Origin of the sequence: Thalassospira marina, from assembly GCF_002844375.1 — a bacterium.
In the GTDB taxonomy this organism is placed as follows: Bacteria; Pseudomonadota; Alphaproteobacteria; order Rhodospirillales; family Thalassospiraceae; genus Thalassospira; species Thalassospira marina.
Window position 1 is genome coordinate 2360795 of record NZ_CP024199.1, and the last position, 22243, is coordinate 2383037.

Below are 22243 nucleotides of genomic sequence, written 5' to 3' on the forward strand. Positions count from 1 at the left end.
TTTTTGATTTTATCAGGCACGGTTGATAAAAACCGCCGCCTGCAATTTTGACCGCCCATAACGCGCCATCAAATCAAATTCGTGACGCAGGATGGGGACAGATACGCAATCGCTGCCATTATAGGGTTCGTCATCTTCGCCAATATCGGGGTCCGTGACATAGACAAACCGGTCATCAAAACCCGATACAACCACCCAATGCGGTATTTTATCGCCATAAATGCGATACTGGCTGATCAGGACCAATGCCATTTGCCCATCACGGGTATGGCGTTCGATGTCATCAATGCCAAAAGCACCTGATTGAACGGTTATGCCTGCTTTGGCGGCCTGCGCGGCAAAATCGTAATGGACAAGTTCAACAACCTTGCGGTTTTCATCCTTACGCACGGTATCGACAAACAACGGCCCCTCGCGCGATACCAGAACCCCGGCTGAAAAACCGCGCCGGTGCGCTGCCAGCGCCAGGCCCAGCGGCCCGCAGCCGCCATGCCCCGATGTCATGAAAATGGTGGTGGCCTCGCGCCACAGGGCAATTTCGCTGCTGCGGTCCATTTCAATGGCGGGGTTCAGGGCGTTCATCGCCATCATCAGGGATGCCGGACCACAGGTGAATGGCAATGTCTGATGATAAAAATGCAGTGGCGATGGCCGGCGCATGGATTGCGGCACCAAAACCTTTTCCATCCGCAGGGCTGGGCTGTGATCGGGATAATAATCAGGATACAGGGCAAATTCCTGATAGCCATTTTTGCGATACAGGCTGATCGCGGCAGCATTATCCGGGTGGACTTCAAGGCGCAGCATCGGCGCACCAAAATCCAGGGTGCCTTCCTGCGCGCAGGCCAGCAATTGCTGCCCAATACCCTGCCCCTGGCAGGTGGGGTCCACCGCCATGCTGTAAAGGCGTGCCAGGGCCGTATTACGGCGAAAAATCACCAGGGCATAACCAACAACGGCATCGCCACGCATTGCCACCCAAAAGGTTGCGGTGCTGCTGGCAATAAAATGGCGAATGGTCCGGCGGGACATCCGATCCTGTGTGAAACAAAGGTTTTCGATCTGCACAAGACGGGCAATGTCGCCCTCGGTCGCCCGGCGTATTACGGCATCAGACATATATTCATATCCACCCAGATCAGGGGCATCATCACAGCAGGGACATTGGCCGCACCTGTAATGAAAGAAACGCATTTTCCCTAAAACAGGATGGTTGCCCAATGCTATTTACGCAATACCGCACAGCATTATTTGATCGACGCCAAAGCCTTGTCAGAACCCCAAAGGCACCCCAACGCACATAAAAAAAGCGGCTGGGACCGGTCAATAAAACCGGTCAACCAGCCGCTTTTATCATGGGCACGGTTAATTAACGGCGTGCATCAATCCGTGGGACCAGCGGTGCCATGTCGTAACCGGCCTTTGCCGCGGCACTGACGATTTCCGATGTGGTCAGGCTGTTGGCACTGGCAAGCGACCACAAAATGGTGCAGCGCGTGCCTGTCCGGCAATAGGCAAAAACCGGCTTGGTCGCCTTTGCCAGGACATCGCCAAAGGCATCGGCGTCAGCTTCCTGCACATTGCCGCTTACGACGGGCAAAAATACGGTTTCAAGGCCGCATTCTTCGGCCTTGGCGCGAATTTCGTCAAAGGATGGCTGACCGGGGTCTTCCTGATCGGGGCGGTTGCACATGATGGTTTTGAAACCGGCATCTGCAATGGCAGGAATGGCCTCCAGCGGGACCTGGGGCGATACAGTCAATTCATCGCTAAGACGTTTCATAATCGGACTTCCGTTTTGTTAAGTCTTCGCCCGTCGCATGTTTAAAACATGTTCAAAGGCACCTTAAGATAACGGATGCCATTATCTTCGGCTGGTGGCAACTCCCCACCGCGCATATTTACCTGCACCGATGGCAAAATCAGGCGGGGCATACCCAGTTTTGCATCGCGTTCATGGCGCATGGCGACAAATTCGCCCTCGCTGATGCCGTCTTTCAGGTGAATATTATGCTGGCGTTCCTCGCCAATTGTGGTTTCCCAGCAATAATCATCGCGCCCTGGTGCCTTGTAATCGTGGCACAGGAACATGCGGGTTTCATCGGGCAGCGACAATAACCGCCGCACGGATTGATAAAGCCGACCGGCATCGCCACCGGGGAAATCACAGCGCGCCGATCCGTAATCGGGCATGAAAAGCGTATCGCCGACAAACACGGCGTCGCCAATCAAATAGGACATGCAGGCCGGTGTATGCCCTGGTGTGTGCAGGGCAACGGCATGCAAATTGCCGATTTCAAAGCAATCGCCATCGGCAAACAGATGGTCAAATTGCGCACCCGTGCGCGAAAATGCCGTCCCGGCATTAAACACCTTACCGAAATGTTCCTGCACCACCGTAATTTCCGCGCCAATCGCCATGGCCCCACCCAGTTTTTCCCGAAGGTAGGGGGCCGCGGACAAATGATCGGCATGAACATGGGTTTCCAAAACCCAGGCAACATCCAAACCCTCAGCCTGGATATAGGAAATGATGGCATCGGCCGATGCATAATTGATGCGCCCTGCCGCCGGGTCATAATCCAGCACGCTATCAATGATTGCGCAGGCCGATGATGACGGATCACGCACCACATAGCTTACCGTGAATGTGGCCGCGTCAAAAAACGCCTTTACCACCGGGATGGTGCCGGATTTGGCAAAGGATGCGTGATCCGGAAGCGATGTCATTTCGGGGAACTGCCAGACCCGGCACCAGTGCCAATTTGGCAAGTCCGAATGCCAAACAGCCAGTAAGCCGGGCAAAACCGGAAAATTGCCGTGATCAGCATGACGGCCCCAACGACAAAAGACAGCCAGGCAAAACCACCCATCGCGGCCATAACACCGCCCTCGCCCGCCAGCAGGAACGGCAAAGCCAGTAACACAATCCCGGCGATAAACCGCGCCGCACGGTCCAGACGACCAAGGTTTGACATTTTGACCTCCAATGAACAATTTCCCGAAATTTATATCATTAAATTATGATTTACAAATGTAATTTGCTCACATTTTTGTGTTGAATAGAAATCTTCCAAACCCGGCCCTGTTGCCCGGTCAAATATTGCAAGTTTGTTGCAGGATCGGGGACCCCGTGCTAGCCCTGTCGTGACCTTGAATCTGGAGATTGGTTTATGTCTGGTTCTACGACTATTGGTGCGGCAAAAGACTGGCCGGAATGGCAACAGGACAACCCCGACCAGGGGTTTTCGAAATGGCTGGTTTCAACTGTTGGCGATAACTGGCAGGCCGTTACCCATCACCCCTTTACCGATGCATGGGGCAAGGGCGAAGTTCCGACTGAAAATCTGCGCCGCTACCTGGTACAGGATCACCGGTTTTTAGACCGGTTTGTATCGCTTCTGGCGGGCGCGGTTGCCCATGCCCCGACCCTTGCCGACCGTATTCCCGGCTGCCAGTTTCTGGCGCTGATTACCGGTAAGGAAAACACCTATTTTGAACGCTGCTTTACCGCCCTTGGCGTGCGCAATAACCAGCGTTTCGGCACCCCGGACTGGGATGCGACCAAAGGGTTTAAAAACCTGATGGCGGACGCCCTGCAAAGCAGTGTGTATGCCAATATGGTGGCCGTCCTTGCCGTGGCAGAAGGCACCTATCTTGGCTGGGCGGACCGGGTTGCCAAAACGGCACCGACAAACCCGCCACTGGATTTCTGGTTTTCCGAATGGATCGACCTTCATACCGGCGATTATTTCGCCAGCGTGGTTGCCTATTTAAATGCGCAGCTTGACGAAGTCGGACCAACACTTGATGACGCAGCCCGCGCGGAATGCCAGCGCTATTTTGCACAGGCAACGCAGCTTGAAATCGACTTTTTCAATACGGCGCAAAATGGCGAATAAGGCCTGAGCAACCCTTGAATATTAAAGGGGCGATGCCGGCATCTTGGCATCGCCCCATTTTCTTAGCGACCATCTGGCAATGAGTTGATGCGCAGGCACCTAATTCCCTTTAACCCTCGGCCAATGCCCGTTGGGCGGCACCTAGGACGCGGTCAATATAGGTGTCGTTCATACCAATATAATTGGCCGGGTCGCGGACCTGATCCCAGTTCACACCGGCATCTGTCAGCTTTGGCAATTCATCAAACATGCTGGAGCCATTGGCTTGGGACTGGGCGATGGCCTTTTTAACCAGTGCGTCGGCCCCATCACGGTCCATATGGTTGCTAAGGGCGAAGGTTGCGGCTTCCGCCAGCATGGCGCCGCGCGAAATATCAATATTTTCGCGCATTTTGCCAGAATTGACCTGCAAATTCCCCAGCAGCGACAGCATCAATGAAGTTGCCTTGCCGCAGGCCATGACAATTTCCGGGAAAGACAGCCATTCCTGCAGCCAGGCCGTGCCACTGCGTTCATGTTCATGAATTTGGGCATGATGCAAATGCGACATTTGGGTTGCGCCAAACCGTGCCAGCGTCACCAGCATTTCAGCAGCAATCGGGTTGGCCTTATGCGGCATGGTGGAAGACCCACCGCCATTGGCCAATGTAACCTCTGCAATTTCGGATTGCGCCAACAACACCAGGTCCTGCCCGACTTTACCAAAGGCACAAGTTAACGACGTTAATTTTGAGGCCAGATCAACGATAATATCACGCTGGCTGTGCCAGGGCATTTCCGCAACCGTAAGGCCCAGTTCATCGGCCAGGGCTTCTTCAACCTTACCGCCTGCCTGCCCCAATGATGCCAGTGTGCCTGCCGCCCCACCAAATGACAGGCGCAAAAATTGCTGCGCGCTGATTGCCAGTTGCTGATCCAGCCGCACCAGCGGCATCAACCATCCTGCGACCTTGAGGCCAAAGGTTGTTGGTACGGCCTGCTGGCTGCGTGTGCGCCCGGCCATGACCGTTGCCCGGTGATCCTGGCAAAGCGCGATGAGCGATTTGATGATTTTGCGCATCCGCAGCCGCAAGGTGGCGATGACATCGCGCATACGCAGCACCAGTGCGGTATCGACCACATCCTGGCTGGTGGCACCAAAATGCACATAACGCGCGGCATCGCCGCCCACATGCGCCTTGATCGCCTTGACCAAACCCGGAACCGGAACACCCGTATTTGCACAGGACACCGCCAACGATGCAGGGTCTGGCGCAAAGTCCCGGCAGCGTTCCGAAATTTTATCGGCGGCCGCCAACGGAATAAGCCCGACCCGCGCCTGTGCCGATGCCAGCGCCGTTTCAAACAGCACCATCGATGCGATAACGGCATCGTCGCTAAAATATGCCGCGATTTCCCCGTCCGCAAAAAGCGAACCATACAGGGCGGAATCAAAGGGCGACAGGCTCATGCTTATCCCCGTTCAGAAAGGGTGGCGATCAAACAGGTGTCGCCACCATCAATAACATTCAGGCTTTGTAAGCCGTGACCTAAAGGCATTTAGACCATTTAGGCTGCCAAACCACGGCCAGAAACGCCGTTATACCGCCTCAAGAGCGATGGCAATGCCCTGCCCGACGCCGATGCACATGGTAGCCAGCGCATATTTGCCGCCAACCCGGTTTAACTGGCGGGCCGCAGTGCCGGTAATGCGCGCACCTGACATTCCCAACGGATGCCCCAGTGCAATTGCCCCACCATTGGGGTTTACGCGGGCATCATCATCGGCAATGCCAAGGTCACGCAAAGTCGCCAGCCCCTGGGATGCAAATGCCTCGTTCAGTTCGATGACGTCAAACTGGTCAAGCGACAGGTTAAACCGCGCCATCAGATTACGTGTTGCCGGTGCCGGGCCAAAGCCCATAATACGCGGTGCCACACCTGCCGTTGCACCGCCAACAATACGGGCAATCGGGGTTAAGCCATATTTTTTAACCGCGGCTTCGGATGCAACAATAAGGGCTGCTGCCCCGTCATTTACACCTGATGCATTGCCCGCTGTCACCGACCCGCCATCGCGAAACGGGGTTGGCAGTTTGCCAAGTTTTTCAACTGTGGTGCCGGGGCGCGGATGTTCATCCTGCGTCACAACAATATCGTCGCCTTTACGCTGGGGAATGGTCACCGGCACAATTTCTTCGGCCAGATTGCCATTTTCCTGCGCGGCAACGGCCTTGTCCTGCGACCGCACGGCAAAGGCATCCTGATCGGCGCGGGAAATATTGAAATCCTCGGCAACGTTTTCGCCGGTTTCCGGCATGGAATCGATACCGTACTGTTTTTTCATTACCGGGTTTACAAACCGCCAGCCAATGGTCGTATCGTAAATTTCGGCATTGCGTGAAAAGGCAGAACTGGCCTTGGGCATGACAAAGGGTGCACGCGACATGCTTTCAACGCCCCCGGCAATCATAAGGTCAGCTTCGCCAGCCTTGATCGCGCGCACCGCCATGATCACCGCATCCATCCCCGACCCGCACAGGCGGTTCACCGTTGTTCCGGTAACATTTTCGGGCATACCTGCCAGCAGCACCGCCATGCGCGCAACGTTACGGTTATCTTCGCCAGCCTGGTTGGCGCAGCCCATGATCACATCATCAATCGCGGCAAAATCAACATTCGGGTTGCGCCCCAGCAGCGCGCGTAACGGAATGGCCGCAAGGTCATCGGCACGAATAGAAGAAAGTGCGCCGCCAAAACGGCCAATCGGGGTGCGGATATAATCGCAGATATAGGCGTCGGTCATTCTTTACTGGCCCTCATGTGCGGCGTTGGTGCGTGCATGCAATTCGCGCAGAACCTGCAATTCATGGGCCGACGGCACCGGGGTTTCGGCAACTTCTTCGGCAAATTCAACCTGCCATCCGGTCGCGGCGATAATATCGTCGCGGCTGACACCGGGATGGATGGATGTCACAATGAAATGCTTGTCGGTGGGATGCGGCTCCATGATGCACAAATCGGTTATCAGGCGCGATGGCCCCTTGGTTGTTACACCATAACTTGCACGATCATCGCCGCCCTTGCCATAGCCAAGCGAGGTTACGAAATCGATTTTTTCAACAAAGCCACGTTTGCTTTGTTTCATGACCAGAAAAATCTCGCCGCAGCTTGTTGCGATTTCAGGTGCACCACCGCCGCCTGGCAGGCGTACTTTGGGGTTATCGTAATCACCAATGACGGTGGTGTTGATATTGCCAAATTTATCAAGCTGGGCCGCGCCCAGAAACCCCACCGAGATTTTCCCGCCCTGCAACCAGTAGCGGAACATTTCCGTTACCGGCACGGTGTTTACGGCGGTTTCGCAAAGCTCGCCATCGCCAATTGATAGCGGCAGAACATCGGGCTTTGTGCCAATCGTACCGCTTTCATAAATCAGGGTGATGTCTGGTGCGTGGGTCAGGCGTGCCAGATTGCACGCAGCAGATGGCATGCCGATGCCGACAAAGCAGACATCCTCGTTTTTAAGAGCGCGTGCGGCGGTGACCGTCATCATCTCTGTCGAATTGTAGTCTGTCATGATTATGCCTCCGCCTTGGTCTGTTGCGCCTTCAGGCGGGTTTCAAAATCTTGTGGTCCACCCTGCATGACATGCTGTTCAATCCAGTCGCGGAAACGTTCCCGGTCATTGGCGATCGTGTCCCATGCCTTGTAAAAGGCATTGTCGCGTTTGTAATAACCCTGCGCATAGGATGGATGCGCCCCACCGGGTACATGGACAACAGCGGTTACCGCCCAGTTTGGCAGCATCACGGCATTAAACGGAATGTCGGTAAAATCATCGACAATTTCCTCGACCGTGATGATCGACTTGCGTGCAGCCAGGACGGCTTCTTTTTGCACGCCCACGATGCCTTCAAACAGGATATCGCCCTTCCGGTTTGCCTTTTGCGCATGCACCACCGCCACATCGGGGCGAATGGCGGGAACAGCGGCAAGGCGTTCGCCGGTGAAAGGGCATTCGATGAATTTGATATTGGGGTTCACGCGCGGCAGTTCCGCCCCGCGATAGCCCTTGAACACCGCGCAAGGCAGGCCCGCCGCCCCGGCGTCATAGGCATTTGCCATGGCTGCATGGCTGTGTTCTTCAATTTCCAGGGCACAGGGCCAGCCATTTTCAATTGCATCGCGCAACCGGTGCAGGGAACCAACACCGGGGTTGCCCCCCCATGAAAAGACCAGCTTGCGCGCACAGCCCGCCCCAATCAACTGGTCATAAATCATATCCGGCGTCATGCGGATCAATGTCAGATCCCGCTTTTGCTGGCGAATAATTTCATGCCCGGCAGCATGCGGGATCAAATGGGTGAAACCTTCCATCGCAATCGTGTCCCCATTCTGGACACAGGTGGCGATGGCGTCTTTCAAAGACATGAATTGTGCAACCACAGAAAAATTCTCCCGGGTTCAAGGGGCATGAAATGGATCACCGCATTTGCTGCGGGCAAGATTTCATCCCAAAACCACGACAAATCAGAAATTCGGCAAGGCAAGGTGCGAAAACAGGGGACTTAGACGTCAAAAAACACGGTTTCAGTGTCGCCCTGCATGTGAATATCAAACCGGTATTCCGGCCCCGTTGGGGTATCGGTGCGTTTGGCAATTAACGTATCGCGCCGATCCGCCGGGACGGATTGCAAAACGGGGCAATTGGCATTTGTTGCAGGCACATCATCAAAATAAAGGCGGGTGAAGGCATGGGTCAGCATACCGCGCATAAACACCGTCACATTGATGAAAGGCGCGCTGGCATCAGCCACACATCCCGGCTTTACGGTTTCAAACATGAACAGGTTTTGACCATCCGTTCCCGTGCCGCAACGGCCAAAGCCACGAAACCCTGTATCCTTGATGCTAACCGGTTCCGTGCTATAGGCACCTTCATGGTCTGCCTGCCAGATTTCAATCATGGCATCGGATACCGGTTCACCCTTGCCATCCAACACCTGCCCGGTAATGCGGATATGTTCGCCTTTGGCATCGCGCCCGGCGACAACATGGTTGGCGATATCGGTAAAATCATAGCCATACTGCACCGGCGTCAAGCCATAGGCGAAATAGGGCCCCACGGTTTGTGACGGGGTTTCTCCATATGTCATGGGTTAATCCTCCATCGGGGTGGCAAGGCGTCCGCGCAGGACAATGTCAAACTGGTAGCCAAGGGCAAAGCCTTCCTCGGTTTTCTCGATCGAGAATTTGGCGATCAGCCGATTACGCGCGGCTTCGTCTGGTGTGCCCAGAAAAATCGGATCCAGGGCCAGCAAAGGATCACCAGGAAAGTACATTTGCGTAACCAGACGGGTGGCAAAACCCGGCCCGAACAGGGACAGGTGAATATGGTTGGGCCGCCAGGCGTTAAAATGGTTCCCCCAGGGATAGGCACCGGGTTTGATGGTGTAGAAAACATAATTGCCGTTTTCATCGCTCATGCAGCGGCCGGAACCCCGAAAGTTCGGGTCCAGTGGCGCATCGTGCTGGTCCACCTTATGGACATAACGCCCCGCTGCATTCGCCTGCCACACCTCGATCAGGGTATGGGGCACCGGCCGACCATCGCCATCGAGCACGCGGCCATGCACAACAATGCGTTCCCCCAGCGGTTCGCCATTTACCCGGCCATTGCGGGTTAAATCCCAGTCCAGGTCACGAATGGCGGCACGGGCAAAAACGGGGCCGCTGGCCTCGGATATGCCGCCGGAAAGGGCAATTAACGGCTTGGTTGGTCCACGCAGGATGGTCGATTTATAGCCCGGCGCGATATAGGGGGCGTGGCTGTTCCAGTCACGTGGTTTAAACCCGTTCATGGTTGTTATTCTCCCTGATCCGGCTTTTTATGATCAAGTTCCGCAAAGACCTGTTTGGCAATGCGAAAGGCGGTATTTCCCGCCGGGATACCGGCATATATGGCAACATGCATCAGGGCTTCGCGAATGTCATCCCGGCTGGCACCCGTATTGACGGTTGCCCGCAAATGCATGGCCAGTTCTTCTTCATGGCCCAGGGCCGCCATCAGCGAAATGGTGATGATGGATCGTTCCCGGCGCGATAATGCCGGGTTGGTCCAGACCGTACCCCAGACATTTTCGGTGATGTAACGCTGAAAAAAATCGTCAAATTCGGTCACGCTGGCAGATGCACGATCCACATGCGGGTCACCCAGAACCGAACGGCGGGTTTTCATACCCTGTTCAAACCGGTTTTCAGTCAAGGCCGTTCTCCCTGATAAAACTGTCTATTAACCGGGAAAGCTGATCGGGGGCTTCGACCGGTGGCAGATGGCCCACACCCGTAATCAGGGCAAAGCCGGCATTGGGAATGATTTCCGCCATTTTGCGCACCAGATCAGGCGGTGTGGACAAATCAACCGAACCCGCCACGCACAATACCGGCATATCAAGTTTGGCGGTGGTCGCCGTTAAGTCCGCATCGCGAATGGCGCCACAGGTGCCGCCATATCCCGCAACCGGGCACCGCACCAGCATGGTATGATAAAGGGCTGTCATCGCGATTTTGGTCTGGCGATAATCATCGGATAACCAGCGCGCGATCACCGCATCGCCAATCGCGGCCATACCGCCTTTTTCGATGGCATCAATACGGGCGTTCCAGCCAGCGGTGTCGCCAATTTTTGGTGCTGTGTCACATAAAATCAGCCCGCGAACCCGGCCCGGCGCGATTGCCGCAATATGCTGCGCAATCAAGCCGCCAACCGAAAGGCCGCAGATCACCACCTGGTCGATTTGCAAATGATCAAGCAATGCCAGAAGGTCGCGCGCATGAAGGTCGATGCTGTAGGGTTGATCCCCAACACCAGATAAACCATGCCCGCGCTTGTCATAGGTGATCAGGCGGTAATCGCCCGACAAAGACGCCACCACATCATCCCAGATGCGATGATCCGTCCCCAGCGAGTTTGAAAAAACCAGAACCGGCCCGTCCTGCCTGCCCCGGTCAGCATAATGCAGGTGCGTTCCGTTCAGGTCGGCAACTTTTATTGTCATGTGTTTCCACCCTGATTTGATGGCACCACATTGGCAGGGAGTTTTGGTTATGTAAAATGAGCATTTGCGCTTTTTGCATAACTATTTAATTATAATTGTGGTCAAAACCGCGAAAAACGAGGCGCCTTATGCTTGATCAACGCATTAAATTTCGCCACTTAACCTGTTTTCTGGAAGTTGCGCGCCAGCGAAGCGTGGTCAAAGCTGCCGATACATTGGCCATTACCCAGCCTGCCGTTTCCAAAACCCTGCGTGAACTCGAAGAACACCTTGATGCCCGCCTGTTTGACAGGTCAAAACGCGGGGTCGCCCTGACCGATTATGGCAAGGTCTTTTTACGCTATGCCGGGGCCAGTGTGACCGCGCTGCGCCAGGGGGTGGACAGCATAAGCCAGGTTCGTGCCCAGGGCGGGCTGACCATTACGGTTGGTGTTTTGCCAACGGTTGCCGCCACCATTGTGCCCGCGGCCCTTAAACGGTTTAAATCGCTGGGCACCAATACCACTATTCGCGTCATTACCGGGCCCAACACGGTTTTGCTGGGGCAATTGCGCGTGGGCGAGCTTGATCTGGTGATTGGCCGCCTGGCAGAGCCTGACCAGATGTCGGGCCTGTCTTTCATCCATTTATATTCCGAACAGATTTCACTGGTTGTTCGACCGGGGCACCAGCTGCTGGAGGATGACAACCCCGATCTGACGCGCATTCGCGATTACACCGTGCTGATCCCAACGCCCAACGCCATTATCCGCACTGCTGTTGACCGCCTGTTGATTGCCCATGGTATTGGCGCCCTGCCCGACCGGATTGAAACGGTATCGACCACGTTTGGCCGCGCCTTTACCCGCGAAAGCGATGCGGTATGGATCATCTCGAACGGGGTAATTGCAACCGACCTGGCCGATGGTGTGCTGGTGGAACTGCCCGTTGATACCAGCGATACATTCGGCCCGGTTGGCCTGACAACACGTATTGATGCGCCATCCTCGCCGCCGGTGGAAATGCTGATCAATGTTATCAGCGAGGAAGCAACCCGCCATCACAATGCGCATGCCACGTGATTCATAATCATTTGGTTATGAATAATAGCTTCAATATCATTATACATAACCGTTCAGATGATATTAGAGTTAATCCAATCCTAGGGGGCAGCAGGCCGTTTTGCTGCGTTCAACAATAAAAACGTTCCATAAAATCCCTAAAAAACTGGACTTGTCAGCGGAACCGGCCTTCACAGGCTTTGCGGAGACGTAAGGAGGAAACATGAAAAACATCACGAAATTGCTTGCGGGGGCGGCAATGGCGACCCTGGTCTCGTTTGGGGCGCAGGCGCAGGAAGTTACGCTTACCATTCATCATTTTCTGGGGCCGAAGGCACCGATCCAGAAGGATCTGCTGGAACCCTGGACCCAGAAAATTGAAAAGGAATCTGGTGGGCGCATCAAATTTGAAATTTTCCCGTCCATGTCGATGGGTGGCAACCCGCCGGAGCTTTATCGCCAGGTGCGTGACGGCGTTGCCGATATTGTCTGGACGCTGCCGGGTTATACGCCGGGCGTTTTCCCGCATACCGAAGTGTTCGAGTTGCCCGGCGTGCATCTGGGTGATGCCAAGGCAACCAACCTTGCCATTTATGACATGATGGATGAACTGGCACCCGACCTTAAGGATATTCACCCGCTGCTGGTGCATGTCCATGCCGGTCAGGCCATTCATACCACGCAAAAGGAAATTCACACCGTTGCCGATGTGAAGGGCCTGAAACTGCGGACACCCACCCGTACCGGTAGCTGGGTGATTGAAAGCTGGGGGGCGGAACCCGTTGGCATGCCCGTCCCGGCCCTGACCCAGGCCATGTCGCTGGGCGTGGTGGATGGCGGCCTGGTACCGTTCGAGGTTGTCGGCCCGCTTAAACTGAACGAACTTGTTTCCTATTCCGTTGAAGGTGAAGGCAGCAATTCCCGGTTCGGGACCAGCGTTTTCCTGCTGGCGATGAACAAGGACCGTTATGAAAGCCTGCCTGATGATCTGAAAAAGATCCTTGACGACAATACCGGCCGCGATTTTTACGCCCATGCCGGTGAGGTCTGGAACAATGTGGAGGAAGCTGGCAAAAAGCTGATCCGCGATGGCAAGGGCCAGATCATTGAACTGACACCCGAACAGAAAAAAACCTTCGATGATGCATCCGCCGGTGTTGTGGACCGCTGGATTTCCGAAGCAAATGCCGCGGGCATCGACAATGCCGCCGCCCTGGTGGAAGAAGCCAAGGCTGCCGTTAAAAAACACACCGAAGAATAAAAAGACAAAAGGGACCATTCAGGCAAATATTGAATGGTCCCGTTTTACTTTCAGCAAGATTGACCAGCCATATGAAACGCCTGCTTTTTCAAGCTGCATCGGGCCTGGCCGTACTTGGGGGTGTACTGGCCCTGCTTATTGCAGTTGTAACCATCGTCAATGTCGGTGGTTTTGCCATCGACAAAATCGCCCGCCTGTTCGGTGGCAATTTTCCCGCCATTCTCGGATATGAAGATTTCGTCAGCCTTGTTGTCAGCTCGGCAGCGCTGATGATGTTTCCCTATTGCCAGACACGTTATGGCCATGTCGCGGTTGATGTGTTCATGAACCTGTTTCCCGACTGGTTTGGCCGGGTTGTTGATGTTGTGTCCTCAACGCTGATGACCGCCCTTGCCCTGTTCCTGGGATATATGATGATCCGTGGCTTGCTGGAAGTTCAGGGCGACAATGCCATGTCGGCCATTCTGGGCTGGCAGCTCTGGCCGTTTTATGTGCCGGGTATCATTTCGATGTTCCTGTGGGCACTTGTTTGCATGACCCAGATTTTTGAAAGAAACGCCCATGTCTGAACGCGAACTTATTGGCATTGGCGGGCTGGGTGTGCTGTTTTTCCTGCTGGCCCTGCGTATTCCGGTTGGTCTGGCAATGGTTGGCGTCGGGATTGGCGGCAACTTTGTACTTAGCATCTTTTTCCCGTTTCTGCGGTTTGAACCCTATTTGCAGCAGTTCAAATCGCTGCTGTGGGGTATCGTTTCCAATTACGAACTCTCGGTCGTGCCGCTTTTTGTGCTGATGGGGTATCTTGCCAGCCAGGCGAACCTGTCACGCGATCTGTTTCAGGGTGTAAACGCCATTCTGGGCCGTTTTCGCGGCGGCGTTGCCATGGCCGCCATTGGCGCATGTGCCGGGTTTGGTGCGGTTTGTGGATCGTCCCTGGCGACCGCATCGACCATGGGGCGTGTTGCCCTGCCCGAATTGCGCCGCCTTAATTATGCACCGCGCCTTGCCACCGGCACGCTGGCAGCGGGCGGCACACTTGGCATTCTTATTCCGCCATCGGTCGCACTGGTAATTTATGCGGTCACGGTCGAAGCATCGATCATTCAGATGTTTCAGGCAGCGATTATTCCCGGCCTGATCGCGGTTGCCTTTTTCATGCTGGTTATTGCCATCCAGGTGCGCCTGAAACCCGAACTGGCCCCGATCCCCGAACCCATGGCCCCGCATGAACGCAAACAGGCCCTGTTGCGCCTGATCCCGGTGATGGTCATTTTCGGTGCCATCATTCTTGGCCTGGGGGCTGGCCTGTTTACACCAACCCCGGCAGCCGGTGTGGGCGTATTTGCCATTCTGGCCTATGGGCTGGTTATGCATTGGCGGGGTAAAGGCGGGCTTAGCTTTTCGGGCCTGAAACAGGCACTGCGCGATACATCGGTAACCAGTTCGATGATCTTTTTCATCCTGCTGGGTGCCGAAGTTCTTAAGGGATTTTTCAGCCGGGCGGGCCTGCCTGCCTTTATGGCCGATGCCGCCGCCAATAGCGGCCTTGACCCCTGGCTGGTCATGATCCTGATGCTGCTTGCCCTGGTTGTGCTGGGCTGTTTCATGGAAAGCCTTTCCATGATTGTGGTGGTGATCCCGTTTTTCTGGCCCGCACTGGTCGACATCAATGGCGGTGACTTTGCCACTGCGGCGACTGCTGCTTATGGCATGGGGGCCGAAGACCTTAAAATCTGGTTTGGTATCCTGTCGCTGATTGTTGTGGAACTGGGGCTGATTACACCACCCGTCGGGCTGAATGTGTTTATCATTAATGCGCTTGCCGATGGCGTCCCCATGAGCCAGACATTCCGTGGTGTGATGCCGTTTTTTGCCGCCGAAATTATCCGTATCACCCTGATCGTGTTTGTCCCGGCCATTACGTTGCTGGTGCCAACCCTTCTGGGCGGATAACCCAAAAATCAGGGCATGGCCGGTAAAACATCACCGGCCATGCCCCATATTGCAAAGGCAGCAACACAGCAGACAGGCCCATGATTGCAACGCGTGAAACCATTCCGGTTTATCGGCTTTATGGCGAAAACATCGCTATGCATGGCAATGCCGTGCAGGAGCCGGAATTTTTTCATCTGGAATCCATTCCGTCACGATCACGTTTGCATGGCATGCATATCCAGCCCCACCGCCATGCCAACCTGTTTCAATTGCTGTTTATCACCCAGGGCCAGGCCCATATCGAATTTGACGACCGCCAGTTCACCATCGGCCCACAAACCCTGTTAACCGTGCCACCCGGCACGGTGCATGGTTTCAAGTTTAGCGATGATATTGATGGCTGGGTCATTTCCCTGACCGATGATCATGTGCGCGAAATACTGGCACTGGTGCCACGGTTAAACAGTTGCCTTGATACGCCATTATGCGTGCCGGTTCAAAACCACATCGCCCGGCAAAACGCGCCTTCCCCTACCCCGTCGCCAGACCAATCCCAATCCCCAACGACGACTACAACCGATTTTCTGATCCGCCAGCTTGTGGCTGAGTATCACGGCCATTCGATTGGGCGGTTATTTGCGCTGCGCAATATTATTGGTTTGCTGTTGCTTGAAGCCGGTCGCCACGGTGAATTACACCGCGATGGCAGACTTAGCCGCCAGGAACAGAAAAACGCGAAATTCCGCAAGTTTCAAAACCTGATTGAAACCAGCTATCGCCAGCATATTGCCCTGGCCTGGTATGCCCGCGAAATTGGCGTTACGACAACGCAGCTTAACCGCATTTGCAAGGACATTGTCGAACAAACCGCGATCGAGGTTTTACATAATCGCCTGCTGCTGGAAGCAAAGCGCATCCTGATTTATACCGACACCCACATCCAGCAGATTGCCGATGAACTGGGCTATCAGGATGCCGGGTATTTTTCACGCTTTTTTGCTAAAAAGGCGGGGATGTCCCCCGCCCGTTATCGTGCCTTATACCGTTAGAAAATTTGAACTTTCTGTTTCCTGATCATGTAAGACCATACCAGTCACAACCATCCGGCAGTTCCACTTAAATGCCGGGGCAATTCGTGAACAGGTATATTGGTCAGATCCTTGGTTATTTCACCCTCAACCGTTTCGGCCAGAGGCTTGGGCATTTTGTTGCGCATTTCGCCCATGATGCGGGGTGGTGCAATAACCACCAGATTTTCAAAACGGTTATGATTGCGTTTATCTGTCAGCCAGTTCACCACATCGGCCACAAACTCATCCTGGGCATGACGGTGTGGATCGGTTGATGGTGGCATGGCGTGGCGTTGCTGATTTCCACCAGGATTGGCAAATCCTCGCCCCGGTTTGTCACTGGCGATTTCGTGACTGGGGCGATTGTCCGCCGACATTTCATGGACAATTTCAAGATGGCTGCCTTCGGCATCCTTTGTAACGGCAAGAACATTTGCCTGCCCGCCATCGGCAACAAGGATCCATTGATTATTGTGCATGATAATCTGCCTTTTTGTTATTGCTAACGGGTCGGCAACGCCCCCTAAACGGGTAATGTTCCATTTTTTACCTACAAAAAAAGAGGCACATTTGCCCCTTTTTTCGTACGATTTTCAAATTATCGGGCAATCAGCGCCAGGAAAGCAGCCATTTATCCAGCCGCCCCAAAAGCCACGAAACCGACAGCCCCAGAAGTGACAGCACAACCACACCGGCGATCAACTGGTCCGTCTGATACAGGCTACCGGCTGAGAGGATCAGGGCACCAATACCGTATTGCGCACCAATCATTTCGGCCGCCACCAGCAAAATAATCGCGATGGAGGATGAAATGCGGAACCCCGAAAGGATGGTTGGCAACGCACCGGGCAGAATGATTTTGCGCACAATCGACCAGGTCGACATATCAAAGCTTTGGCCCATGCGGATAAGGTTACGCGCCACATTATCAACGCCGCTGAAGGTATTGATAACCGTGGGGAAAAACACACCAAAACCGATGGTGGCAAATTTTGACGGTTCGCCAATACCAAACCAGATGATGAAAAGCGGCAAAAGCGCGATTTTCGGAATGGGGAAAAGGGCCGATACCAGCGCAACACCGGGCGAACGCGCCCAGGAAAACATGCCGATCAAAAAGCCAACAACAAGGCCCGCAACCGTACCTAACACCCAGCCAACGGCCAAACGCTGTGCCGATGCCCCCAGATGTACCCACAATTCGCCCGACACAATCAATTGCCACAGCGCCTTGCCCACGGCAACCGGGCTTGGCATGGCAAGTTCGCTGATGAAACCGGTGGAAGACCCGATTTGCCACAAAATGATCAGGGCTGCGAAACTGCCCCACGCGGCATAGGGATTGGCCCGCGGATTAAAACCGATGGCCCGCAAACGAACCGGATTTTTTGCAGCTGCGCGATCATCCGACATTTTCGAGTTCCTTGTCTGCAGCAATGGCTTCATCGCGGATCAGCTCCCACAGGGCTGCTTCGTGGGCGGTAATTTCCGGGTCGCCTTCGCGGCGCTGGTCAATCGGCACATCGATGGTATGGATTTCCTTGATCGTGCCGGGGCGACGGCGCAGGGCGACCACACGATGGGCAAGGCGCACGGCCTCGTTCAAATTATGGGTTACGTAAACAGCCGTCATACCGGTGCGGGCAAACAGGGCCGAAAATTCATCCAGCAGCAAAATACGTGTTTGGGCATCCAGGGCCGAAAGCGGTTCATCCATCAGCAAAACAGCCGGGCGCACCGCGAGCGCACGGGCAATGCCAACACGCTGTTTCATGCCGCCCGAAAGTTGTTTGGGATAGGCATTGCGAAAATCCGACAGGCCGGTTTGTTCCAGCACTTCGCTGATACGGGCCTCGCGTTCGGTGCGTGAAAGCTTGTGATCTTCCAGAACCAGGCTGACATTGCCCGCAACGGTTCGCCAGGGCAGCAGGGCAAAATCCTGGAACACATAGGTCAGCGGGTTAAGGCACCCGTCAGGCACGCTGCCACTGGCACTTACCTGCCCTTCGCTGGGTTGCAACATGCCCCCAATAATGCTGAGCAGCGTTGACTTGCCACAGCCTGACGGCCCGATCAGGGCAACAATTTCGCCCGGTTCGATGGTCAGGTCGATATCACGCAGGGCCACCATCTGATCATAACGATGGCTGACCCCGGAAATTTCCAGCCGCATAACCGGCCCTCTTGTCAATTTGATGAAAATGAAAAAACAAACGAACCGGCCCATATGCACAGGCCGGTTCCAAAGCGGGTTATTTGGGTGTTATTTCGGATCAAGTGCCGGGATGAAGCTGGTATCGATGAACTTGTCCGGATCGGCATCCGCGGCGACATAACCACGGTCCTGATACCATTTGACCTGTTTTTTCACATCGGCCACATCCAGCTTGGCATCTTCGGTGATGAACATCGCGCCATTGCGCAGTTTCGGAAATGCTTTTTCTTCCGGTTCTTCGGCATAGACATATTTGTGAACGATCTTGAGGATTTCGTCCGTCGTATCGGATTTCACCAGTTTGCCATCGGCATCGGTTGCCAGCAGGGCTGCGCGGTAATCGGCAACGCCTTTCTGATAGGCTTTGACGAAATGTTTGACGACATCACGGCGTTCTTCAACATTGCGTGTCGATGTAAACAGACCGCCAACCTGATAGGGATCATAATCCTTTACCCAGCCAATGATATGCGCGGCACCGGCATTTGCCAGCGGCTTTGCGATATGCGGCACAATGATCATGCTGTCGACCTGCCCGGTTTTCAGCGCGCCAATCATGTTCGGCACAGCCTGAAGCGGCTTCAGTTCCATGGTCGAAAGGTCAATACCGGCCTTTTCGGCGACATTGCCAATCATGTAATGGAAGCTTGAACCCACCTGGCTTAGGGCAAAGCTGTGCCCACCCAACTGTTCAACCTTGGTCAAACCGGCATCATAGGCCTGGTTGGAAACCAGAATGGCCGATCCATCATAGGCCGGGTCTTCATGAAGCTGCGCACCAATAACCTTAAGCGCGCCTTTGGCCGCCAGATTAAAGAAGCCACCGGTAAAAGCCGTCACACCAAAATCGGCATCGCCCGATGCGATGGCAACCGATACCGGCTGTGCCGCCCGGAAAAAGGTCAGTTCTGCATCCAGGCCTTCATCGGCGAAATAGCCCTTTTCCTTGGCAATAAACAGCGGCGCGCTGGAAACAAACGCCAGGGTGGCGATGTTGATTTTTTCAGCGGCGCTGGCAACGCCTGCAATGGCTGTTGAAAGGGTTGCAACGGTTGCAATCGCCATGGCCCCACGGGCAACACGCCGGATCTGCGATGAGAACATCTTTTTCCTCCACATAACGTTTTTTGATTAATTGCCCGCTGTTGCCGCCAGTCCCCGCCGGAACAGCCCGGGCCAGATAGAAGCCAATAGGATTTGCCGAAATGGCACTGGAATTTTGTTATACGAATTAACGATGAAATGCCAATGTTTGGCGTCGTATCGCGCAAATTTAATGCTTTCCACCCACCAACACGCGATCAAGGGGCAATCCTGCACGCCCTTATAGTGGTAAAACGTTAAATCATGTCGCGCAATCGGGCTTATGTGTGATGTGGTGGGCAGGATGGCACCCCGGCCAATTTCATTCATCAGGGCAGATTGCCAAACCGGCCACAAAACGGCATAACCGGGCCACAAGAACATTATATATACTGATCATTTTCCGCCCACTGCCAAAGGCAATAACCATGCCCCGCCCCATATCCCCCGATCAAACGGCACAAGCTGCTGGCACCGCCATGGTTATTGGTGCTGGCCCGGCGGGCCTGATGGCGGCGGAACGGCTGGCGCAAGCAGGCCATGCCGTTACGATTTACGAAGGCATGCCCAGTGCCGGGCGCAAGTTTTTGATGGCGGGGAAATCGGGATTGAACATCACCCATAGCGAGGATCTGGAAACGTTCCTGTCACGCTATGGCGCATCACGCGAAAGGCTGGAACCGCATCTGCGTGCTTTCGGACCCAGCGAAATTCGCCAATGGTGCGCGGGGTTGGGGGTTGAAACCTTTATCGGCTCGTCAGGCCGGGTTTTCCCCACCGCGATGAAGGCAAGCCCGCTTTTGCGTGCCTGGCTGAGGCGGCTCGATGGCCTTGGTTGCACCATTCATTACCGCCATTACTGGACAGGGTGGGACGAAACCGGCAATGCCATTTTTAAAACACCAACCGGCACTGTTCAGGCCAAGGCCGATATCACCGTTCTCGCCCTTGGCGGCGGAAGCTGGAAACGCCTGGGGTCGGATGGCAAATGGATGCAAATCCTTCAGGCTGCCGGTATTAAATGCAACCCGTTCAAACCAGCCAATTGCGGCTTTGACATTCGCTGGACACAGCATCTGATTGATAAATGCGCAGGACAACCGGTCAAGGCTGTTACACTTTCTGCGGGCAGCCAAACCATTCGCGGGGAGTTTGTCATTTCCAAATCCGGGATCGAAGGCAGTGCCGTTTATGCCATTTCCGCAACGCTGCGTGATCAATGGCTGCAAACCGGAAGCGCCATTCTGACCCTGGACCTGGCACCGGACCGCGACCTGGCCGATGTCACCGCCCGTCTGGCAAAACCGCGTGGCAAAAATTCACTGGGCAATCATTTGCGCAAGTCTCTGGGGCTTGATGCCACCAAAACGGCATTGCTGTTTGAAGTCACCCCGCGCGAAACCCTGAATGACCCCGCCAAACTGGCCCGGACCATCAAGGCCCTACCCCTTCCCATCGCCCGCCCCCGCCCGCTTGACGAAGCCATCAGCACAGCAGGCGGTGTCGCGTGGGAAGAACTGGACGACAATTTCCAGCTTATCAAACGCCCCGGCACCTATTGCCTTGGCGAAATGGTAGATTGGGAAGCGCCGACAGGGGGATATTTGTTGAGTGGGTGCTTAACAATAACATTTTAAACATAGAGTCATAATTAAATTTATTTTGAATTTCCATCTGATAAATATATATAATTACTTTGTATTTATCAGAAAAGTGAAAATCCTTGTCATACGACCTCAAAAACAAACTTGTCATCGGACTTTCGTCGAGCGCCCTATTTGACCTCAAAGATTCAGATAAAATTTTTCGTGAACACGGCGAAAAAGTTTATCGAGAATACCAAAGACAACATCAAGAAAACCCTCTAAAAAAAGGTGTTGCCTTCTCGTTTATCCGGCGAATTTTGACATTAAACCAATTACAAAAATCAGAACCATTAGTAGAAGTAATCTTGTTATCCCGCAATGATCCTGACACTGGATTGCGAGTAATGAACTCAATCGAACATTATAAACTTAACATTACTAGAGCGATGTTCCTCCAAGGGAAACCGCCTTACGTTTATATCCCGGCATTCGACATTGAGCTTTTTCTCTCTGCAAATTCACAAGACGTAACACAAGCAGTCAATGCAGGATATCCAGCTGGACTAATTCTGTCAGGAAACTTCACTGATGACATCAATGATCATGAACTAAGGATTGCATTCGACTTCGACGGCGTTTTGGCTGATGACGAAGCTGAAACCATATATAAGACCTCAGGAAAAATCCAAGCTTTCCACACTCATGAATCGGAAAAGGCGAACATCCCCCACAACCCGGGCCCTTTAAAAAAATTTCTAGATAGGATATCGCAAATTCAAAAAATTGAAATGGACCACCTTACAAAAGACCCTTTGTATAAATCAGTTTTAAAAATATCAATAGTAACAGCCCGAAATGCGCCTTCACACAAACGCGTCATCAACACAATGAGAACTTGGGGAATTGACGTAAACGAAGCGTTCTTCATGGGCGGAATTGAAAAATCTAACGTATTGAACATATTGAAGCCTCACATATTCTTCGATGACCAAAGAACACACCTGGAGAAGCCGTCATCAACACTACCTTCTGTTCACATCCCATTCGGGATCGCTAATAAAGTTGATACAAAATAGCCTGCGGGTTGAACCCCGCAGGCTACAAAGAGTGT

General features: G+C 54.0%; 23 protein-coding genes and 1 pseudogene. 8 read left to right on the top strand and 16 right to left on the bottom strand.

The window, feature by feature from the left end; translation table 11 throughout:
* Positions 1-12: 12 nt before the first annotated feature.
* The 4 genes from CSC3H3_RS10785 to CSC3H3_RS10800 all read right to left on the bottom strand — a co-directional run bounded on the left by CSC3H3_RS10785 (position 13) and on the right by CSC3H3_RS10800 (position 2978).
* Entirely contained in the window at positions 13-1119 is a 1107-nt protein-coding gene (locus CSC3H3_RS10785) for a peptidase C39 family protein (protein WP_101284814.1), read from the bottom strand.
* A gap of 250 nt (positions 1120-1369) precedes the next feature.
* Positions 1370-1783: a protein tyrosine phosphatase family protein gene (locus CSC3H3_RS10790; protein ID WP_101270714.1), complete on the bottom strand. Its 414-nt coding sequence runs from the start codon at positions 1781-1783 to the stop codon at positions 1370-1372.
* A 41-nt stretch (positions 1784-1824) separates the two neighbouring features.
* The gene (locus tag CSC3H3_RS10795; RefSeq protein ID WP_101270716.1) at positions 1825-2730 is read right to left on the bottom strand and encodes an MBL fold metallo-hydrolase; all 906 of its coding nucleotides are present in this window, start codon (positions 2728-2730) and stop codon (positions 1825-1827) included.
* Positions 2727-2978, bottom strand: coding sequence for a YgaP family membrane protein (locus tag CSC3H3_RS10800; RefSeq protein WP_101270718.1), 252 nt, complete (start codon positions 2976-2978; stop codon positions 2727-2729). Before CSC3H3_RS10800 ends, CSC3H3_RS10795 begins: the two co-directional genes overlap by 4 nt.
* A 195-nt stretch (positions 2979-3173) precedes the next feature.
* Here CSC3H3_RS10800 and CSC3H3_RS10805 point away from each other — a divergent pair, with 195 nt between their 5' ends.
* A complete protein-coding gene (locus tag CSC3H3_RS10805; protein ID WP_101270720.1) occupies positions 3174-3902 on the top strand; it encodes a TenA family protein in 729 nt (242 codons plus the stop codon).
* A 109-nt stretch (positions 3903-4011) separates the two neighbouring features.
* Here CSC3H3_RS10805 and CSC3H3_RS10810 read toward each other — a convergent pair whose 3' ends face one another.
* The 8 genes from CSC3H3_RS10810 to pcaD all read right to left on the bottom strand — a co-directional run bounded on the left by CSC3H3_RS10810 (position 4012) and on the right by pcaD (position 10942).
* Positions 4012-5352: a 3-carboxy-cis,cis-muconate cycloisomerase gene (locus CSC3H3_RS10810; RefSeq protein WP_101284815.1), complete on the bottom strand. Its 1341-nt coding sequence runs from the start codon at positions 5350-5352 to the stop codon at positions 4012-4014.
* 129 nt (positions 5353-5481) lie between these two features.
* On the bottom strand, positions 5482-6687 hold the full coding sequence (gene pcaF / locus CSC3H3_RS10815; RefSeq protein WP_101284816.1) for a 3-oxoadipyl-CoA thiolase: 1206 nt from the start codon (positions 6685-6687) through the stop codon (positions 5482-5484).
* Positions 6688-6690: 3 nt separating this feature from the next.
* A complete protein-coding gene (locus CSC3H3_RS10820; protein WP_101284817.1) occupies positions 6691-7461 on the bottom strand; it encodes a CoA-transferase subunit beta in 771 nt (256 codons plus the stop codon).
* 2 nt (positions 7462-7463) lie between these two features.
* Positions 7464-8315, bottom strand: coding sequence for a CoA transferase subunit A (locus tag CSC3H3_RS10825; protein WP_172963416.1), 852 nt, complete (start codon positions 8313-8315; stop codon positions 7464-7466).
* Positions 8316-8452: 137 nt separating this feature from the next.
* On the bottom strand, positions 8453-9040 hold the full coding sequence (gene pcaG, locus CSC3H3_RS10830; RefSeq protein WP_101284818.1) for a protocatechuate 3,4-dioxygenase subunit alpha: 588 nt from the start codon (positions 9038-9040) through the stop codon (positions 8453-8455).
* A gap of 3 nt (positions 9041-9043) precedes the next feature.
* On the bottom strand, positions 9044-9745 hold the full coding sequence (gene pcaH / locus CSC3H3_RS10835; protein ID WP_101284819.1) for a protocatechuate 3,4-dioxygenase subunit beta: 702 nt from the start codon (positions 9743-9745) through the stop codon (positions 9044-9046).
* Between the two features lie 5 nt (positions 9746-9750).
* On the bottom strand, positions 9751-10149 hold the full coding sequence (gene pcaC / locus CSC3H3_RS10840) for a 4-carboxymuconolactone decarboxylase (protein WP_101270734.1): 399 nt from the start codon (positions 10147-10149) through the stop codon (positions 9751-9753).
* Positions 10142-10942, bottom strand: a complete 801-nt coding sequence (gene pcaD, locus CSC3H3_RS10845) for a 3-oxoadipate enol-lactonase (RefSeq protein ID WP_101284820.1) — start codon at positions 10940-10942, stop codon at positions 10142-10144. Before pcaD ends, pcaC begins: the two co-directional genes overlap by 8 nt.
* Positions 10943-11070: 128 nt before the next feature.
* Between pcaD and pcaQ the strand changes: the two genes are divergently transcribed.
* The 5 genes from pcaQ to CSC3H3_RS10870 all read left to right on the top strand — a co-directional run bounded on the left by pcaQ (position 11071) and on the right by CSC3H3_RS10870 (position 16227).
* Entirely contained in the window at positions 11071-12003 is a 933-nt protein-coding gene (pcaQ, locus tag CSC3H3_RS10850) for a pca operon transcription factor PcaQ (protein WP_101284821.1), read from the top strand.
* A 202-nt stretch (positions 12004-12205) separates the two neighbouring features.
* Complete coding sequence (locus tag CSC3H3_RS10855) at positions 12206-13243, top strand: TRAP transporter substrate-binding protein (protein WP_101284822.1); 1038 nt, start codon at positions 12206-12208, stop codon at positions 13241-13243.
* Between the two features lie 71 nt (positions 13244-13314).
* Positions 13315-13812 carry a TRAP transporter small permease gene (locus CSC3H3_RS10860; protein WP_101284823.1) on the top strand — a complete coding sequence of 166 codons (498 nt, stop codon included), beginning with the start codon at positions 13315-13317 and terminating at the stop codon, positions 13810-13812.
* A complete protein-coding gene (locus CSC3H3_RS10865) occupies positions 13805-15196 on the top strand; it encodes a TRAP transporter large permease (RefSeq protein ID WP_101270744.1) in 1392 nt (463 codons plus the stop codon). Before CSC3H3_RS10860 ends, CSC3H3_RS10865 begins: the two co-directional genes overlap by 8 nt.
* Positions 15197-15276: 80 nt before the next feature.
* The gene (locus tag CSC3H3_RS10870) at positions 15277-16227 is read left to right on the top strand and encodes a helix-turn-helix domain-containing protein (RefSeq protein WP_101284824.1); all 951 of its coding nucleotides are present in this window, start codon (positions 15277-15279) and stop codon (positions 16225-16227) included.
* Between the two features lie 44 nt (positions 16228-16271).
* On the opposite strand, the gene CSC3H3_RS10875 is transcribed toward CSC3H3_RS10870, so the two are convergent.
* From CSC3H3_RS10875 to CSC3H3_RS10890, 4 genes and pseudogenes are all read right to left on the bottom strand, one after another.
* A complete protein-coding gene (locus CSC3H3_RS10875) occupies positions 16272-16727 on the bottom strand; it encodes a host attachment protein (RefSeq protein WP_101270747.1) in 456 nt (151 codons plus the stop codon).
* Positions 16728-16857: 130 nt separating this feature from the next.
* Positions 16858-17661, bottom strand: a complete 804-nt coding sequence (locus CSC3H3_RS10880) for an ABC transporter permease (protein WP_101270749.1) — start codon at positions 17659-17661, stop codon at positions 16858-16860.
* A gap of 349 nt (positions 17662-18010) precedes the next feature.
* Positions 18011-18475 (bottom strand): annotated as a pseudogene (locus CSC3H3_RS25155) (ABC transporter ATP-binding protein); the annotation flags it as partial.
* Positions 18476-18511: 36 nt separating this feature from the next.
* Positions 18512-19567, bottom strand: a complete 1056-nt coding sequence (locus tag CSC3H3_RS10890; RefSeq protein WP_101284825.1) for an ABC transporter substrate-binding protein — start codon at positions 19565-19567, stop codon at positions 18512-18514.
* Positions 19568-19974: 407 nt separating this feature from the next.
* Here CSC3H3_RS10890 and CSC3H3_RS10895 point away from each other — a divergent pair, with 407 nt between their 5' ends.
* Together CSC3H3_RS10895 and CSC3H3_RS10900 are read left to right on the top strand one after the other, a co-directional pair.
* Positions 19975-21183: a TIGR03862 family flavoprotein gene (locus CSC3H3_RS10895; RefSeq protein WP_101284826.1), complete on the top strand. Its 1209-nt coding sequence runs from the start codon at positions 19975-19977 to the stop codon at positions 21181-21183.
* 86 nt (positions 21184-21269) lie between these two features.
* Positions 21270-22208 carry a 5'-nucleotidase gene (locus tag CSC3H3_RS10900; protein WP_101284827.1) on the top strand — a complete coding sequence of 313 codons (939 nt, stop codon included), beginning with the start codon at positions 21270-21272 and terminating at the stop codon, positions 22206-22208.
* The last annotated feature ends 35 nt before the right edge of the window (positions 22209-22243 follow it).

What these genes read in the sequence shown, in the direction of transcription:
- CSC3H3_RS10785 (WP_101284814.1), bottom strand. Translation starts at nt 1,119, where the DNA reads ATGTCTGATGCCGTAATACGCCGGGCGACCGAGGGCGACATTGCCCGT.
- CSC3H3_RS10790 (WP_101270714.1), bottom strand. Translation starts at nt 1,783, where the DNA reads ATGAAACGTCTTAGCGATGAATTGACTGTATCGCCCCAGGTCCCGCTG.
- CSC3H3_RS10795 (WP_101270716.1), bottom strand. Translation starts at nt 2,730, where the DNA reads ATGACATCGCTTCCGGATCACGCATCCTTTGCCAAATCCGGCACCATC.
- CSC3H3_RS10800 (WP_101270718.1), bottom strand. Translation starts at nt 2,978, where the DNA reads ATGTCAAACCTTGGTCGTCTGGACCGTGCGGCGCGGTTTATCGCCGGG.
- CSC3H3_RS10805 (WP_101270720.1), top strand. Translation starts at nt 3,174, where the DNA reads ATGTCTGGTTCTACGACTATTGGTGCGGCAAAAGACTGGCCGGAATGG.
- CSC3H3_RS10810 (WP_101284815.1), bottom strand. Translation starts at nt 5,352, where the DNA reads ATGAGCCTGTCGCCCTTTGATTCCGCCCTGTATGGTTCGCTTTTTGCG.
- pcaF (WP_101284816.1), bottom strand. Translation starts at nt 6,687, where the DNA reads ATGACCGACGCCTATATCTGCGATTATATCCGCACCCCGATTGGCCGT.
- CSC3H3_RS10820 (WP_101284817.1), bottom strand. Translation starts at nt 7,461, where the DNA reads ATGACAGACTACAATTCGACAGAGATGATGACGGTCACCGCCGCACGC.
- CSC3H3_RS10825 (WP_172963416.1), bottom strand. Translation starts at nt 8,315, where the DNA reads ATGTCTTTGAAAGACGCCATCGCCACCTGTGTCCAGAATGGGGACACG.
- pcaG (WP_101284818.1), bottom strand. Translation starts at nt 9,040, where the DNA reads ATGACATATGGAGAAACCCCGTCACAAACCGTGGGGCCCTATTTCGCC.
- pcaH (WP_101284819.1), bottom strand. Translation starts at nt 9,745, where the DNA reads ATGAACGGGTTTAAACCACGTGACTGGAACAGCCACGCCCCCTATATC.
- pcaD (WP_101284820.1), bottom strand. Translation starts at nt 10,942, where the DNA reads ATGACAATAAAAGTTGCCGACCTGAACGGAACGCACCTGCATTATGCT.
- pcaQ (WP_101284821.1), top strand. Translation starts at nt 11,071, where the DNA reads ATGCTTGATCAACGCATTAAATTTCGCCACTTAACCTGTTTTCTGGAA.
- CSC3H3_RS10855 (WP_101284822.1), top strand. Translation starts at nt 12,206, where the DNA reads ATGAAAAACATCACGAAATTGCTTGCGGGGGCGGCAATGGCGACCCTG.
- CSC3H3_RS10860 (WP_101284823.1), top strand. Translation starts at nt 13,315, where the DNA reads ATGAAACGCCTGCTTTTTCAAGCTGCATCGGGCCTGGCCGTACTTGGG.
- CSC3H3_RS10865 (WP_101270744.1), top strand. Translation starts at nt 13,805, where the DNA reads ATGTCTGAACGCGAACTTATTGGCATTGGCGGGCTGGGTGTGCTGTTT.
- CSC3H3_RS10870 (WP_101284824.1), top strand. Translation starts at nt 15,277, where the DNA reads ATGATTGCAACGCGTGAAACCATTCCGGTTTATCGGCTTTATGGCGAA.
- CSC3H3_RS10875 (WP_101270747.1), bottom strand. Translation starts at nt 16,727, where the DNA reads ATGCACAATAATCAATGGATCCTTGTTGCCGATGGCGGGCAGGCAAAT.
- CSC3H3_RS10880 (WP_101270749.1), bottom strand. Translation starts at nt 17,661, where the DNA reads ATGTCGGATGATCGCGCAGCTGCAAAAAATCCGGTTCGTTTGCGGGCC.
- CSC3H3_RS10890 (WP_101284825.1), bottom strand. Translation starts at nt 19,567, where the DNA reads ATGTTCTCATCGCAGATCCGGCGTGTTGCCCGTGGGGCCATGGCGATT.
- CSC3H3_RS10895 (WP_101284826.1), top strand. Translation starts at nt 19,975, where the DNA reads ATGCCCCGCCCCATATCCCCCGATCAAACGGCACAAGCTGCTGGCACC.